This is a genomic window from Jannaschia pagri (genome assembly GCF_019655435.1).
Classification (GTDB): domain Bacteria; phylum Pseudomonadota; class Alphaproteobacteria; order Rhodobacterales; family Rhodobacteraceae; genus Jannaschia; species Jannaschia pagri.
Window position 1 is genome coordinate 295,771 of record NZ_BPFH01000002.1, and the last position, 14,822, is coordinate 310,592.

General features: G+C 66.4%; 18 protein-coding genes. 10 read left to right on the forward strand and 8 right to left on the reverse strand.

From position 1 onward, the window contains the following. Window positions 1-20: 20 nt before the first annotated feature. A complete protein-coding gene (gene fnrL / locus K5R33_RS06320; RefSeq protein ID WP_220748515.1) occupies window positions 21-767 on the forward strand; it encodes a transcriptional regulator FnrL in 747 nt (248 codons plus the stop codon). Here fnrL and K5R33_RS06325 read toward each other — a convergent pair. Further along, window positions 764-1,213 carry a hypothetical protein gene (locus tag K5R33_RS06325; protein ID WP_220748164.1) on the reverse strand — a complete coding sequence of 150 codons (450 nt, stop codon included), beginning with the start codon at window positions 1,211-1,213 and terminating at the stop codon, window positions 764-766. The two genes, fnrL and K5R33_RS06325, sit on opposite strands and share 4 nt — an antisense overlap. Window positions 1,214-1,388: 175 nt before the next feature. Between K5R33_RS06325 and ccoN the strand changes: the two genes are divergently transcribed. Genes ccoN through ccoP form a run of 4 tightly spaced genes read left to right on the forward strand, consistent with a single transcriptional unit; the run spans window position 1,389 to window position 4,870 of the window. After that, a complete protein-coding gene (gene ccoN / locus K5R33_RS06330; RefSeq protein ID WP_220748165.1) occupies window positions 1,389-2,981 on the forward strand; it encodes a cytochrome-c oxidase, cbb3-type subunit I in 1,593 nt (530 codons plus the stop codon). Window positions 2,982-2,987: 6 nt separating this feature from the next. Continuing rightward, entirely contained in the window at window positions 2,988-3,749 is a 762-nt protein-coding gene (gene ccoO / locus K5R33_RS06335; protein ID WP_220748166.1) for a cytochrome-c oxidase, cbb3-type subunit II, read from the forward strand. Window positions 3,750-3,764: 15 nt separating this feature from the next. Further along, window positions 3,765-3,986 carry a cbb3-type cytochrome c oxidase subunit 3 gene (locus K5R33_RS06340; protein WP_220748167.1) on the forward strand — a complete coding sequence of 74 codons (222 nt, stop codon included), beginning with the start codon at window positions 3,765-3,767 and terminating at the stop codon, window positions 3,984-3,986. Beyond that, window positions 3,983-4,870, forward strand: a complete 888-nt coding sequence (ccoP, locus tag K5R33_RS06345; RefSeq protein ID WP_220748168.1) for a cytochrome-c oxidase, cbb3-type subunit III — start codon at window positions 3,983-3,985, stop codon at window positions 4,868-4,870. Before K5R33_RS06340 ends, ccoP begins: the two co-directional genes overlap by 4 nt. Before the next feature lie 301 nt (window positions 4,871-5,171). Here the strand turns inward: ccoP and K5R33_RS06350 are convergent, their stop codons facing one another. After that, window positions 5,172-5,708 carry a CBS domain-containing protein gene (locus K5R33_RS06350; RefSeq protein ID WP_220748169.1) on the reverse strand — a complete coding sequence of 179 codons (537 nt, stop codon included), beginning with the start codon at window positions 5,706-5,708 and terminating at the stop codon, window positions 5,172-5,174. Window positions 5,709-5,868: 160 nt separating this feature from the next. Here K5R33_RS06350 and ccoG point away from each other — a divergent pair, with 160 nt between their 5' ends. From ccoG to ccoS, 4 genes are read left to right on the forward strand one after another with little or no spacing between them, the layout of a single operon-like run. After that, complete coding sequence (gene ccoG, locus K5R33_RS06355) at window positions 5,869-7,413, forward strand: cytochrome c oxidase accessory protein CcoG (protein ID WP_220748170.1); 1,545 nt, start codon at window positions 5,869-5,871, stop codon at window positions 7,411-7,413. Next, the gene (locus tag K5R33_RS06360; protein WP_220748171.1) at window positions 7,410-7,859 is read left to right on the forward strand and encodes a FixH family protein; all 450 of its coding nucleotides are present in this window, start codon (window positions 7,410-7,412) and stop codon (window positions 7,857-7,859) included. The genes ccoG and K5R33_RS06360 overlap by 4 nt, the downstream gene beginning before the upstream one ends. Continuing rightward, window positions 7,856-9,964, forward strand: coding sequence for a heavy metal translocating P-type ATPase (locus tag K5R33_RS06365; RefSeq protein WP_220748172.1), 2,109 nt, complete (start codon window positions 7,856-7,858; stop codon window positions 9,962-9,964). Before K5R33_RS06360 ends, K5R33_RS06365 begins: the two co-directional genes overlap by 4 nt. Next, on the forward strand, window positions 9,961-10,119 hold the full coding sequence (gene ccoS, locus K5R33_RS06370; protein WP_220748173.1) for a cbb3-type cytochrome oxidase assembly protein CcoS: 159 nt from the start codon (window positions 9,961-9,963) through the stop codon (window positions 10,117-10,119). Before K5R33_RS06365 ends, ccoS begins: the two co-directional genes overlap by 4 nt. A 36-nt stretch (window positions 10,120-10,155) precedes the next feature. On the opposite strand, the gene pcaG is transcribed toward ccoS, so the two are convergent. The 6 genes from pcaG to K5R33_RS06400 are packed head-to-tail and all read right to left on the reverse strand — an operon-like array spanning window position 10,156 to window position 13,774. After that, window positions 10,156-10,695 (reverse strand): protocatechuate 3,4-dioxygenase subunit alpha, encoded by a 540-nt coding sequence (gene pcaG, locus K5R33_RS06375; RefSeq protein ID WP_220748174.1) that lies wholly within the window; start codon window positions 10,693-10,695, stop codon window positions 10,156-10,158. Next, window positions 10,692-11,396, reverse strand: coding sequence for a protocatechuate 3,4-dioxygenase subunit beta (pcaH, locus tag K5R33_RS06380; RefSeq protein WP_220748175.1), 705 nt, complete (start codon window positions 11,394-11,396; stop codon window positions 10,692-10,694). Before pcaH ends, pcaG begins: the two co-directional genes overlap by 4 nt. Then, on the reverse strand, window positions 11,393-11,773 hold the full coding sequence (pcaC, locus tag K5R33_RS06385; RefSeq protein WP_220748176.1) for a 4-carboxymuconolactone decarboxylase: 381 nt from the start codon (window positions 11,771-11,773) through the stop codon (window positions 11,393-11,395). The genes pcaH and pcaC overlap by 4 nt, the downstream gene beginning before the upstream one ends. Beyond that, window positions 11,770-12,693, reverse strand: a complete 924-nt coding sequence (locus tag K5R33_RS06390) for a ribokinase (RefSeq protein ID WP_220748177.1) — start codon at window positions 12,691-12,693, stop codon at window positions 11,770-11,772. Before K5R33_RS06390 ends, pcaC begins: the two co-directional genes overlap by 4 nt. Continuing rightward, window positions 12,693-13,130 (reverse strand): RbsD/FucU family protein, encoded by a 438-nt coding sequence (locus tag K5R33_RS06395; protein ID WP_220748178.1) that lies wholly within the window; start codon window positions 13,128-13,130, stop codon window positions 12,693-12,695. Before K5R33_RS06395 ends, K5R33_RS06390 begins: the two co-directional genes overlap by 1 nt. Continuing rightward, window positions 13,124-13,774, reverse strand: a complete 651-nt coding sequence (locus tag K5R33_RS06400; RefSeq protein WP_220748179.1) for an SGNH/GDSL hydrolase family protein — start codon at window positions 13,772-13,774, stop codon at window positions 13,124-13,126. Before K5R33_RS06400 ends, K5R33_RS06395 begins: the two co-directional genes overlap by 7 nt. Before the next feature lie 155 nt (window positions 13,775-13,929). Between K5R33_RS06400 and K5R33_RS06405 the strand changes: the two genes are divergently transcribed. Continuing rightward, a complete protein-coding gene (locus K5R33_RS06405) occupies window positions 13,930-14,811 on the forward strand; it encodes a sugar kinase (RefSeq protein ID WP_220748180.1) in 882 nt (293 codons plus the stop codon). The last annotated feature ends 11 nt before the right edge of the window (window positions 14,812-14,822 follow it).

A 14,822-nucleotide genomic window follows, 5' to 3' on the forward strand; every position in this document is an offset into this window, starting at 1 on the left:
CGACGTGCGACGTTTTGACGATGACCGTTTCATCGCTCGCCATTGCCTCCGCCGCCCTGGCCACTGACGCCTGTGACTCCTGCCCGATCCGCCACCGCGCCGTTTGCGCGTCCTGCGAGGGGGAGGAGCTAGATCGTCTCGCCGAGATGAAGACCTACCGGTCTTGGAAGGCGGGCGATGTCATCGCGATGGAAGGGGACGAATTGCCCTTTGTCGCCTCTCTGGTGACCGGCTGCGCCAGCCTCACGCGCACCCTGGAGGACGGTCGCACGCAGATGGTGGGCCTGTTGATGCCCTCCGATTTCTTAGGGCGCCCCGGGCGGCGCATGGCCGCCTATGAGGTGACGGCGGCCACGGATGTGACGCTGTGCATGTTCAAGCGCGGTGCTTTCGAGGTGATGCTGGCCGATACGCCCAACGTCTCGCGGCGGCTGCTGGAGATGTCGCTGGACGAATTGGACGCCGCACGGGAATGGATGGTCCTGCTGGGCCGCAAGACAGCGCGGGAAAAGGTGGCAACGCTTTTGGCGATCATCCTGCGCCGCGCGTCCAACGACGCAGCCCCCCTGCGCGCCCAACTGCCGCTGACCCGCGATGCCATGGCCAGCTATCTGGGCCTGACCATCGAAACCGTTAGCCGCCAGATGACCGCCCTGCGCAAGGCCGGTGTGATCGAGTTGGACGGCACGCGCGGCATCGCGTGCCACGACTTGGCCGCGCTCTTGACCGAAGCGGGCGATGACGAGGATGGGACCTTCCTCAGCTAAGCCCGCAACAGGCGCACCCGGCGCAGGTCTTTCGGGCGTCCCATAGCCTCGAACATGGCGACCAACTCGGCGCGCCGCGCGACATGGACCGATGTCCCCGCGCTCTCCACGGCACTGGTCGCTGGAATGGGCACGTCGCGCCACCCCTCGGCGGTTTTGACCTGCAGCCCGGCCATCACTTCCACCATCACGGGCCCGAGCGCGGGTCGCAGCAGCCTTTGCGACCGAAACCGCCCCGACCCAGACCCCGCGACATTGGGAGTGTCGAGGGCCCGCTGCAAATGCTCGGCCACACCCACGGTGGTGAGGACGTCGACGTCTCGGGGCGGCCCTGGCTCGCCCCCCCACAGCACCATCGCCGCGCCCCCAAAGATGGCCCAAGGCCCATCGAGCGGGTCCATCACCGCCGACAGATGCCGGAGCGCCACGGCCAAATCTTTGTCCATCCGCATCCCTCCGCAGGTCCCCCATAAGGGCGATAGACCGGTGATAAGGGCACCCGCAGGCCAGGCCAAGCGCGCCATTTGACCCAAATCAAGGCCCTGCCCCCCGCTGCCGCCTAGACCGCCATTCGAAGGACGGCACGATTCCGCCGTCCGCCACGGACGGAGGACGACCGCGATGGATTATCTAAAACTCGTGACCCTCGGCCTGGTCGCCTTCGCGGCGGCGCTCTTGGCCAGCTTGGGACACGACCTTGCGTATAAGGTACATGCCGCGATCATCATGGTCGTGGCCGGGGGCATGTTCCTATGGACCCTAAAGGGCATGGAACAGGACGCCCCCGTTCTGGCCACGCCCACGGGATATATGGACGGCCCCATTCGCTACGGCGTGATCGCCACGGCCATGTGGGGGGTCGTGGGCTTCCTGGCAGGGACGTTCATCGCGTTCCAACTGGCGTTTCCCGCGCTGAACTTCGATTGGGGACAACCCTTTACGAACTTCGGTCGGCTCCGCCCGCTGCATACATCTGCCGTGATTTTTGCCTTCGGGGGCAACGCCCTGATCGCGACGTCGTTCTACATCGTGCAACGCACCTCGGCGGCACGCCTCTGGGGCGGCAACCTCGCTTGGTTCGTCTTCTGGGGCTACAACCTGTTCATCGTGCTGGCGGCCACGGGCTACCTGCTGGGCGCGACCCAGTCCAAGGAATACGCTGAACCCGAGTGGTACGTGGACATCTGGCTGACGATCGTTTGGGTCGCCTATTTGGCCGTGTTCATGGGCACGATCCTGAACCGCAAAGAGCGCCACATCTATGTGGCCAACTGGTTCTTCCTGGCCTTCATCGTGACCGTCGCGATGCTGCATATCGTCAACAACTTGTCGATCCCGGTCTCGTTGCTCGGCTCCAAATCGGTCCAGGTCTTTGCCGGCGTGCAAGACGCCATGACCCAATGGTGGTACGGCCACAACGCCGTGGGCTTCTTCCTGACGGCGGGCTTCCTGGGGATGATGTACTACTTCGTCCCCAAGCAGGCGAACCGCCCCGTCTATTCCTACAAACTGTCGATCATCCACTTCTGGGCGCTGATCTTCCTGTACATCTGGGCCGGTCCGCACCACCTGCACTACACCGCGCTGCCTGACTGGGCCTCGACCCTGGGCATGGTGTTCTCGATCGTGCTCTGGATGCCCAGCTGGGGCGGCATGATCAACGGCCTGATGACGCTGGAAGGCGCTTGGGACAAGATCCGCACCGACCCAATCATCCGGATGTTCGTCGCCTCGCTGGCCTTCTACGGCATGTCGACCTTCGAGGGCCCGATGATGTCGATCCGCGCGGTCAACTCGCTGTCGCACTATACCGACTGGACCATTGGCCACGTGCATTCCGGTGCGCTCGGCTGGAACGGGCTGATTACATTCGGCGCGCTCTACTTCCTGACACCCAAGCTTTGGGGCCGGAAGGAGATGTACTCGGTGCCCGCGATCAACCTGCACTTCTGGCTCGCGACAATCGGGATCGTCTTCTACGCCGCCTCCATGTGGGTCACCGGCATCATGGAAGGCCTGATGTGGCGCGAAGTGGATGCCAATGGCTTCCTGGTGAACTCCTTCGCCGACACCGTCGAGGCCAAGCTGCCCATGTATGTGGTGCGCGGTTTGGGCGGGGTTCTCTACCTCGCCGGTGCCATCGTGATGGTCTGGAACATGTGGATGACCATCCGCGCCCCTAAGACCGTGGCCATCGCCACCCCTGCGGAGTGATCTGATATGACCGATACAACACAGACCCCCGCACCGACTGCGGACGACAAACCCACCTTTCACCAGCGGTTCGAACGCAATGCGACCCTCCTGATGGTGTCCTCCCTCTTGGTGGTCTCCATCGGGGGCATCGTGGAAATCGCCCCGCTGTTCTGGCTGGAAAACACCATCGAGGAAGTGGAAGGCGTGCGCCCCTACTCCCCGCTAGAGCTGGCGGGACGGGACATCTACATCCGCGAAGGCTGCTACGTCTGCCACAGTCAGATGATCCGTCCCATGCGTGATGAGGTGGAGCGCTACGGCCATTATTCCCTGGCAGCCGAGAGCATGTACGACCACCCGTTCCAGTGGGGCTCCAAACGCACGGGGCCAGACCTGGCGCGCGTGGGCGGGCGCTACAGCGACGAATGGCATGTGGATCACCTGATCGACCCCCAAAGCGTCGTGCCCGAAAGCGTCATGCCCAAATATGCTTTCCTGGCGGATACAGCGCTCGACACCTCGATGATCGAAGCGACCGTCTCGACCCATGCCTTCGTCGGCGTGCCCTACACCGACGAGATGATCGAGGCCGCCGCCAGTGACATCCGCGTCCAGGTCGACCCCTTCGGGGACATCGACGGCTTGCTGGAACGTTATCCCGGCGCGCAGGTCCGCAACTTCGACGGCCTGCCCGCCCTGACAGAAATGGACGCGCTGGTGGCCTACCTCCAGATCCTCGGCACGATGGTGGATTTCTCCACCTTCGAGCCTGACGCCAGCCGCTGACACGGGAGAGACCCCATGGACCTCTATTCCATCCTCCGCGAATTCGCCGACAGCTGGGCGCTGCTTGCGCTGTTCTCCTTCTTCATCGGCGCGGCGATCTTCGTGTTCCGCCCAGGCTCCGGCCCGCTCCATGCGGATGCGGCCCAGGTGCCCCTGCGCGAACGGGCCACGCCCATGACCGCCCCCTGTGCCTGCCCCGCTTGCACCTGCGCCCCTCTGCCGGAGGACACCAAATGAGCGACGAGAAGCGTATCGACGACGCCACCGGCACCGAGACGACGGGCCACACCTGGGACGGCATCGAAGAACTCAACACCCCCCTGCCCCGCTGGTGGCTGTGGACCTTCTACGCGACCATCGTCTGGGGCGTGATCTACACGATCCTGTTCCCGGCCTGGCCGCTGGTCTCGGGCGCGACCTCTGGCGTGCTCGGCTGGTCGACCCGGGGCGACGTGGCCGCCGACATCGAGGCCGTGAACCTGTCCAACGCCGAGTTGCGTGACAGCCTGGTCTCCATCGACCTCGCGGTCCTCGAAGAGAATGAGCCGCTCCACCGTTTCGCCGTCTCGGCCGGGGCCTCGGTCTTTGCCAACAACTGCTCTCAGTGCCACGGCGCGGGCGCGGCGGGGGTGCAGGCGGCGGGCTACCCGAACCTGCTGGACGACGATTGGCTCTGGGGCGGTCAGATCACCGACATTGCCGACACCGTCCGCCACGGGATTCGCAACGAAGACGATCCAGACGCCCGCTGGTCCGAGATGCCCGCCTTTGGTGACATGCTGGAGCGGGAAGAGATCGCAGCCCTCGTGGCCCATGTGCAGGCCCTGGGCGGGTTGGAGCATGACACCACCCTCGCCGCGACCGGATCGGAGCTGTACCTCGACAATTGCGCGTCCTGCCATGCGGACAACGGGCTGGGCGACCGCACGGTCGGCGCACCCAACCTGACCGATGCGATCTGGCTCTATGGCAGCAGCGATGAGGCCCTGACCGAGACCATCGCGAATGCCCGTTTCGGTGTCATGCCCCCCTGGGGCGAGCGGCTGGGTGAGGCGCAGGTGCGCGCGGTGTCCGCATATGTCCACGGCCTCGGCGGCGGCGAACGACCCGTCGGCGAATGACTCTCACGGGATCCGGTCTTAGGGTGACAGACGCCCGCACGACCGGCCCCAGGCTGGGGTGTTGAGGGACCCCCGGCCCGAACGGCGCCCCTATTTTGGGGCGCCGTTTGTCTTTGCGGCCTATCGCCGGGCCGAGACCGAGGGACACTCCGATGCGGGCACAGGGGCAAACGACGGAAAGAGCCTCGGGTCAAGCCCGAGGATGACAGCCCCAAACGGCCCACGCACGGCCCCCTGGGAGGATACCAAAACGGCACGCGCTCCCCCCGAGGACGGCGGACACGCCGGACGAGGCCCCGCCTCAGATCGCCATGAAGACCACGATCATGGCCAGCACATAGATCAAGATGCCGCCACCGATCAGCAGATAGTGGAAGTTCCCAATGGCCTGCGCCTTCAGGATCGACCCCATCTGGCCCATCAGATCCGGCCAAGTGTAGCTGACGAAATCGCCTTGGGTGAACACGGCCTTGATGCGGCCCTCCCCATCCACCACCGGCAGGCGGCGGAACCGCTCATTGGACATGATCCGCAGCCAGTCGAGCATATCGTCGTCCTCCCGCGCCAGGCGCGGCTCAGCGGTCATGATCTCGGACAGCGGGGTCGTCTTCGGGTCCAGGCCCCGGCCCACGACCTTGTTCATGATGTCCCGTTCCGTCACCACGCCCGTGACCTTGTCGGCCCCGTCCACGATGATGACACAGCCGTAGTTCTTATCCGACATGGCCGCGACCGCGTCGGTCACGGTGGTCTCCGGCGGGCGCGTCAAAGGTCTGGGCTTGCTGCGATATTCCGGGCGGTCCATCAGACGTCCGCCTGCGCGCTTGGTCTCGGCCATGGGCATACTCCTTCGTCGGCTGCCCCATTTGACCTAGGCGCAATTGTCGCAGCGTCAAAAGCCGCGGCCGTTGACGCAGATCAAAGTCCACTCGCCGCCCAGAGATTAGGCAGGGGGCCATGCGGCCCTCCCTCGGCCTGCATGCGCTCCAGAGGACACAATGACCGATACGCCCCCTCTCTTTGCCGCCCGGGAACCCATCTTTCCCCGCCGCGTCTCCGGCACGTTCCGCCGCTTGAAATGGTGGATCATGGCCCTGACCCTGGGCATCTATTACCTCATCCCCTGGATCCGCTGGGATCGGGGGCCGAACCTGCCAGATCAGGCCGTCCTCGTGGACTTGGCCGGGCGCCGCTTCTACTTCTTCTGGATCGAGATCTGGCCCCACGAATTCTACTTCGTCGCGGGCTTGCTGATCATGGCGGGCCTGGGTCTGTTCCTCTTCACCTCGGCCCTGGGCCGGGTCTGGTGTGGCTACACCTGCCCCCAGACCGTCTGGACAGACCTCTTCATTCTGGTGGAACGCTGGATCGAGGGAGACCGCAACGCCCGTGTTCGCCTGTGGAAAGCCAAATGGGACGCGCGCAAGATCCGCCTGCGCATAACCAAATACGCTGCCTGGGCCGTGATCGGCTTGGCCACCGGCGGCGCCTGGGTCTTTTACTTTGCCGATGCCCCCAGCCTCGCACGGGATCTCTTGTCGGGCTCGGCCCATCCGGTCGCCTATACCACCATCGCGATCCTGACCTTCACCACCATCCTGCTGGGCGGCATCGCGCGCGAGCAGGTCTGCATCTACATGTGCCCCTGGCCCCGCATCCAAGGCGCCATGGTCGACGATGGCACGTTGACCGTCGGCTACCGCGATTGGCGCGGAGAGCCGCGCGGCAAGAAACACGAAAACCAGACCGGCGATTGCATCGATTGCATGGCCTGCGTGAACGTCTGCCCCATGGGCATCGACATTCGGGACGGGCAACAGATGGCCTGTATCACCTGCGCGCTCTGTATCGACGCCTGTGACGATGTCATGGACAAGATCGGCAAGCCGCGCGGCTTGATCGACTACCTGGCCCTGTCAGACCGTCCGCCAGAGGTGCCGTCGGGCGCCGCTGCCGCGCAGCCCCTGGTCGCCGATGGCGGCGTCATGGCCCTGGCGGCATCGGATGTGGCGTCTGCACAGGGGGTGTACGGGGGGCTTACCGCAGGCGCGCCCGCAAATGCGACCCCGCCGACCTGGCAGCCGCAGCCCGCTTGGCGCCATATCTTCCGCCGCCGCACGCTGGTCTACACGACCCTCTGGGCCCTCGTGGGCGTGGGATTGGTCGTGGCTCTGTTCATCCGCCCCGAGATCGACATGACCGTCGCCCCCGTGCGGAACCCGCAGTTCGTGACCCTGTCGGACGGCACCATCCGCAACGCCTATGACATCCGGCTGCGCAACAAGCACGGCGAACCGCGGGACTTCCATCTGTCCCTCCGCGCCGATGAGACACTGCGTATCGCACTGGAAGGGCGGGATAATCTCGTGGTGCCGGTTCCCGCCGACAGCACGCTGTTGCAACGCGTCTATGTCTCAGCCCGTCCCCAGGATGCGGCAGCCGGGACCGACCGCACCGATCTGCGCTTCTGGGTCGAAGACATCGTCTCAGCCGAACGCGCCCATTCCGACACCCTATTCTTCGGCAAGGAGGCCGCCCAATGACCGTACTCACCGGACGCAAAGTCCTCGGCATGTTCGTCCTGGGCTTTGGCACGATCATCACCGTCAACCTGACCCTCGCCTACAACGCCGTGCATACCTTCCCGGGCTTGGAGACCAAGAACAGCTACGTCGCCAGCCAAGCCTTCGACCGCGACCGCGCCGCGCAGGAGGCCCTGGGCTGGACGGCGACCGTATCCTTGCAAGGCACTGATCTACAATTGGATCTGCGCGACCGCTCAGGCGCGCCGATCACGGATGTGGAACTTGGCGGCATCCTCGGGCGGGCCACGAATGTCGCCGATGACCAGCACCCCGTGTGGTGGTTCGACGGCGACACTTGGCACGCCCATGCAGACCTGGAGCCCGGAAACTGGGACCTTCGCCTGGTCGCCACACGCGGAACGGACCGGTTCCGTAAGCGTCTCAAGGTGAGGGTCGTCCGATGACCGCCCTGGCCGACCCGACCGGCCCCGCAGCCGCCGCGCAGCCAGAGGTCACCAGCCTGATCCTCTCCGTCCCCGGCATGCGGTGCGCCCGCTGCATTGGGTCCGTCGAGGCGACATTGGCGGACCTGCCAGGAGTGGCCGCCGCACGGGTGAACCTAGGCGACAAGCAAGTGCGGGTGACGGGGCATCTGCCGCCGACGCAGACCTTGATCGACGCCTTGAAGGCCGCCGGGTTCGAGGCGGCGGAGCTGCACGCCGACGCCCTGGCCCCCAAGACCGACCCCGAGGGCCGCGCCCTGCTGACACGCATCGGTGTCGCGGCCTTTGCGATGATGAACGTCATGATCCTCTCGGTCGCGATCTGGTCGGGCGCAAGCGAAGCGACCCGCGATTTGTTCCATTGGATCAGTGCGATCATTGCCATCCCCGCCGTGGTCTATGCCGCGCGCCCCTTCTTCGCCTCCGCCCTGTCGGCGCTGCGGGTCATGCGGGTCAATATGGACGTCCCCATCAGCCTGGCGATCCTGCTGGCCCTGGGCATGTCCCTGCATGAGACGTGGATCCATGGCCCCGACGCTTGGTTCGACGCGGCCCTGTCCCTGACGCTGTTCCTGTTGATCGGGCGCTATCTGGACCACCGGACGCGGCGCGCCGCTCGGTCCGCCGCCGCGTCGCTGACCGCGCTGGAGGTGCCGCGCGCCACCCTGGTGACCGAAGCTGGAGCAATCGACGTCCCCACGGCACAACTGACCATCGGCGACCTGATCCGCGTGCTTCCGGGCACGCGCGTCCCCGTCGACGCCGAGGTGATCGAGGGCCGCTCCGACCTGGATCGCAGCTTGCTGACCGGCGAAAGCCTCCCCGTCGCCGCGGCGCCCGGAACCACGGTGGCCGCCGGTGAGACGGTCCTCACCGCGCCCCTGATCCTACGCGCGACAGCGGTGGGCGAGGACACCAGCCTGCGCCGCATGGCCGCCGCCGTCTCCGTCGCCGAAGGGGCTCGCAACCGTCACGTGGCCCTGGCCGACCGTGCGGCCCGGATCTACGCGCCTCTGGTCCATGGCCTGGCCGCCGCTGGGTTCCTGGGCTGGCTGCTGGCCACGGGCGATGCCCACAAGGCGCTGCTGGTGGCGGTGGCCACGCTCATCATCACCTGCCCCTGTGCCTTGGGTCTGGCGGTCCCCGCCGTCTCGGTCGCGGCCTCGGGAAAACTGTTCAAAGGGGGCGTTCTGCTCAAATCTTCGACCGCGCTGGAACGTCTGGCCGAGGTCGATGCCATCGTCTTGGACAAGACCGGGACCCTGACCACCGGCGCCCTGCGCCTGGAACACCTTGACCCGGACGCCGCGTCGGTCGCATTGGCGCTGGCCCAAGCCTCCGACCACCCCGTATCGCGGGCGGTGTCCCTGGCGCTGAGGGGCACTGAGCCCGCAGGGCTGTCCGATCTCTCCGAAGTCGCTGGGGAGGGTGTGCGCGGCACATGGCGGGGCAAATCGGTGCGCCTGGGCAAAGGCCCATCGGGAACCGAACTCTTGCTACCCGGGCGCCCTTCGATCCCGCTGTCCCCCGAAGAGACCCTGCGCCCCGGCGCCGCCGCCCTCATCGCCCAGGCGCGACAGGCTGGCCTGCCCGTGACGTTGCTGTCAGGGGACCGCCCTGCGGCGGTTCATACGGTCGCGACATCGCTGCAGATTGATGACTGGCGGGCCGAGACCAGCCCGAGCGACAAAATGGCCCTGCTGGAGGAACGCGCCCGCCAGGGGCAACGGGTTCTGATGGTCGGCGATGGTCTGAACGACGCGGGCGCCTTAGCGGCGGCCCATGTGTCCATGGCGCCCGCCTCGGCCCTTGATGCGGCACGCGCGGCCTCCGACGCGGTGCTGCTGGGGGGAGATCTGCGCATGGTCGGTGAGGCGCTGCACATCGCGCGGCAGGCCAGACGCCGGATGCTGCAAAACTTTGGGCTGGCGGCGACCTATAACGCGATCAGTGTGCCCCTCGCCCTGGCAGGATTTGCCAGCCCGCTGATGGCAGCGGTCGCTATGTCCACCTCGTCGATCCTGGTGGTCCTGAACGCCCTTCGTCTGAGAGGAGCCCGCCCATGAACGTCCTTGTGATCCTGATCCCGGTGTCCCTCATCTTGGGGGGCTTGGGCCTTTTGGCCTGCCTTTGGACGTTGCGCGACAGGCAATACGAAGACCTGGAGGGTGACGCCGCGCGTATCCTGCTGGAGGATCTCGACACTGGGGACGAGGCCTAGGGTGCCATAGGGGCCTGCGCCGCCTCGGTCCGGGGCCTATATGTTCAGGAAAACCGTCTCATCCGGTCCCTGGAGATGGATGTCGAACCGGTACCCGTCGGCGTCGGGGACGGCCATGAGGGTCCGTCTGCGCCCAGGCGGCACCTGCGCCAGGACCGCGTCCGCGCTGTGATCGTCCTCGGGGAAGTAGATCCGGGTTTGGAGACCCAGGTTAATCCCACGCGCGACGATCCACAGGGCGATGTGGGGTGCCATCCACCCGCCATCAAACCGCATGGGGCCGGGGCGCACCGTGTCCAGCACCCAGTCGCCATCGGGACCATCGGTGGACCGCCGTGCCCAGATGCCAGGGGTGCCGGTGCCATCGGCCTGCCAGACCTCCAACACGGCATCGGTCACGCTGGCGCCCTCGCCGTCCAGGATCCGCCCTCGAAGGGTTACGGGTTGTCCCTCGGCCATGATCGGCCCGGCGCCCAAATCGCCATCGTAGAGGCCCGGCAACCCGGCGTGGTTCGGCATCAACCCAATGTGGACATAGGGGCCCGCCGTTTGTGAGGGGCTTTCACGCTGGGTCATGGCGTGGCCTCGAACGGGGTCGCTAACGGCCCGCGCAGGATGATATCGAAACGGTAGGCGCGGGCATCCATGGGAACCGTCTCCTCCCAGTCGAGGGGCGCGACCAGCCGCTCTGCACCGCCCGCAGGGATGGACTGGGCAATGGGGCACCGTGCGACGAGCGGGTCCCCTTCGAAATACATCTGAGTGATGAGCCGCTGGCCAAAGCCGCTGCCGAAGACTGAAAAATGGATATGGGCCGGTCGCCAGTCATTGCCGCCGTTGGGCCAGGGATAGGCCCCTGGTTTGACGGTCTCAAAACGATAGCGGCCCTGATCGTCGGTCATCACACGGCCACAGCCGCCGAAGTTCGGGTCGAGCGGGGCCAAGTACCCCTCCTTCGCGTGACGATAGCGTCCACCGGCATTGGCCTGCCACACTTCGACCAGGGTGTTGGGCACGGCGCGCCCCGCCTCGTCTGTCACGCGCCCATGGACAATGGTGCGCTGGCCAATGGCCATCTGCCCAGGCGCAGCGAAGTTTCGGATCAGGTCCCCGTCCAATGGGCCCAGCACGCCATGGCCAAACACCGGCCCCGTCGTCTCGGTCGGGGTTGCCGGAATGGCAATCGGCGCCTGGGTCGGCCCACGTAACCGGCTGGACCGATAGGCAGGCGCGATGGCAGGCGGGTGCCCACTCATGTCGCGCGGTCGTAGGGTCATCGCTGATCTTCCATCTCGGCCAGGGTTTGGCGCGCCAGCTTCAACGCGCGGTTGGCCCGGGGCACACCGGCGTAAATCGCCACATGTTGGAACGCCTCGGCGATATCCTGGGGCGAGGCGCCGGTGCGCGCCGTGGCCCGCACATGCATGGGGATCTCCTCAAAATTGCCCGTGGCGGCGAGCAGTGCGAGGGTCAGCATCGACCGCTCCCGCAGGGTGATCGCGTCTGAGGCCCAGACCGTGCCCCAGGCCCCTTCGGTGATGAGCGTCTGGAATGCATCGTCCAATGGGTCCCGCGCCGCCTCGGCCTGGTCCACATGGGCGTCGCCCAGGACGCGGCGACGCACGGCCATACCGGTTGTCTGTCGATCCGTCATTTGGACGCCTCCGCCAGAGCGACCTCGACCTCAGCACGGTTGGGCATCGAAGCGGCGGCCCCAGGACGCGTGACCGAGAGACCCGCGACGGCACAGCCGAACCGCGCCGCCTCGACCGGGTCGCGCCCTTCCGCGAGCGCAGTGGCGAAACCGCCGTTAAACGCATCGCCCGCCCCGACGGTTTCGGCCACGGGTCCGACAGTGATCGCCGGGACATGGACCGAGCGGTCCGCCCCATGGAACAACACGCCGTCGGCCCCCAGGGTCAGAACGGCGGCCCGCGCGACACCGGCTTGCAAGAGCGCATCACCCGCCCGCCGTGCGCTGGCCAAATCAGTCACAGCCACGCCGGTCAGCGCCTCGGCCTCGGTCTCGTTTGGGGTCACGTAGTCACACAGCGCCAACATACCCTCCGGCAATTCCGCCGCCGGAGCGGGGTTCAGGATCGTCGCCGCACCGCCCCCGCGCGCCAGTTCCAACGCGCGCAGGGCGGCCTCCATGGGTTGTTCCAACTGGGTCACAAAGACCTTCGCTTGCGAGATCAGATCGGCGCGCGCTTCAATGTCCTGGGCCGACAGAGTGCCCGCGACCCCTGGGGCGACGATGATGGCGTTGTCACCCGTCGCCGCGTCCAAAAAGATAAAGGCCGCGCCCGTGTCGCCGCCTTGGGTCACCGCCGGAGCGACCCCCGCCTCGGCCCAGAGATCCAGCGCCATCTGGCCGAATGTATCCTCACCAATCTTGGACACGAAGGACACTTTGGCCCCTGCCCGACCCGCCGCGACGGCTTGGTTCGAGCCCTTCCCACCGGGACCCAGAGCAAACCCGCGACCAAGGATCGTCTCGCCCATGACGGGCATCCGATCCGCCCGAAAGGCCGCGTCGGCCACGAAGACCCCTAGAATGACGACCTCCGACATCACAATTCCTCTGGTCCGATGACACCCTTGCGCAGGATGACACAGCCATAGAACCGACGCTCGCCGGTTTGGATGACGGCATAGGCGGCCTTGGCCCGCTCGTAGAAGGCGAACCGTTCCACCCCTTCCATCGTCCCGTCGAGCAGATCGGCGACCTCCTGCTGGGCCTCTGCCAGGGTGTCGGGCGCATCGACCACTTCCATACGAGCCACCGGGGCCCCCTCGAAGGTATCCAGGGGAAAGACCGACAGGATCGCCTCAACGGCTTCGGCGGTGGTCAGGTTCTCCATCGTGAGGGGCACGCCGACCACGGTTTCGGCGGCGACCGACCGCGCCGGGAAGTTGGTATCGGCGACCACCAGCGTGTCGCCATGGCCCATGGCGCGCAATGCGTGGAGCACGTCGGCCCCAAGGCGCGGGTCCAGTCCCTTTAGCATCCCGTTCCCTCCTGCAAATGGGCGCGCACCGCCTCGGCCATGGCGCGGCCTAAGGCGCCGTGCCCCTCGGCGGTCAAATGAACACCATCCACCGGGTCCACGGCGCAGATGCGTCCCGCATCGAAAAAGCCGCAGCGCAGACGCTCCGCCTCGGCCCGCAAGGCGGGTGCAATCGCGCGGGACCGCGCAGGCCCACCTTGGAACATCTCGGCCAGTACACCGGATTCTTCGACCGGCACCGGCGCAACCAGAAAGACATCCGGCGGGCCGCCGCCCGGACCTGCGGTGGAGGCCTGGATCGTCTGGGCAAGGCGCCCAACCCCTGCGGCAATGTCCCAGCCGCGAAGGCCAAAGCGCGCCTTGCAGTCGTTCGTCCCCAACATCACCACGACCAGATCCAGCGGTCTGTGGCTTTCCAACAGCGCGGGCAGCGCGGCGTGGCCATTCTTGTGAGCGCCGTCGATGGGATCATCATGGACGGTCGTGCGACCCGGGTGTCCTTCGGTGACGACGTCGGCGCCAAGGATTTGCGCCATGACAGTCGGCCAGCGCACATCGGGCGCATAACGGTCCAGGGCGCCCAACCGCGGCAGGGGCATGGTGCCGTGGGAATTGCTATCGCCAAAAACGAGGATCGAAGACATCCGGCCTCCCTGCCGAGATATGGCCCTGGGTCGGGCCTGTGTTGGGCCGAAGCCTCTAACGGATGGGCGCCTTGGGCAAGGGTCGATTGGCGTTGTGTGGTTGCAGTGGTGGCGCGGCCTGTCATTGTGCGCCGGAGATACCAAGGGGGACGGGAATGACGCTGAACGGCCTGATGTGTATCGGCGAAGTCATGGGGGAGTTGCGGCGCAGCGCAGAGGGGTTCGCCCTGGGCTTCGCTGGCGATACCTATAATACAGCGGTCTATGCCCGGCGGACCACCCCGCAGCTGCGCGTCGATTATGCCACTGCGATTGGTGAGGATCCCCTGTCGGACGGTCTGCTTCTCGCGGCAAAGGCGGAGGGGATCGGTACGGGTCTGATCCATCGGACCCCCGAGCGTCAGATCGGCCTCTATTCCGTGACGACTGATCCCAAGGGCGAGCGGTCGTTCCATTACTGGCGCGCCGCGTCAGCCGCGCGCGCCATGGTGCCACAGGTCGCCGCATCACTTGCCCAAAGCGACCATGCAATTCTGTTCCTATCCGGGATCACCCTGGCGATCCTGTCGCCGGAAGACCGCGCCACCTTGATCGAGGCCCTCGCCGCCGCGCCGGGGCGCGTGGCCTTTGACAGCAATTACCGCGCAGCGCTTTGGGAAGATGTGGAGACCGCTGCCGATTGCGTGGCCGCGATTTGGCGCGTCACGGACATCGCCCTGCCCTCGCTTGAGGATATGCAGGTGCTGTTCGGCGATGATGAAGGGTCGGCCCTGGCCCGCCTCGCGGCAGCGGGCTGCCGAACCGGCGCGCTGAAACGGGGCGAAGCTGGGCCGCTGGCACTGGACGGCACCGCGCCGGGCGGGTGCCCTCCGGCCCCAAAGGTTGTCGATACGACCAGTGCGGGGGACAGCTTCAACGGAGCGTACTTGGCGACGCTGTTGTCGGGAGGGACGGAGCAGGATGCGCTGCGCGCGGGCCATGGAATGGCCGCCAAAGTGGTGCAATACCCGGGCGCGATTATCCCAGCAGGCGTCTGACGGCCTGGCCC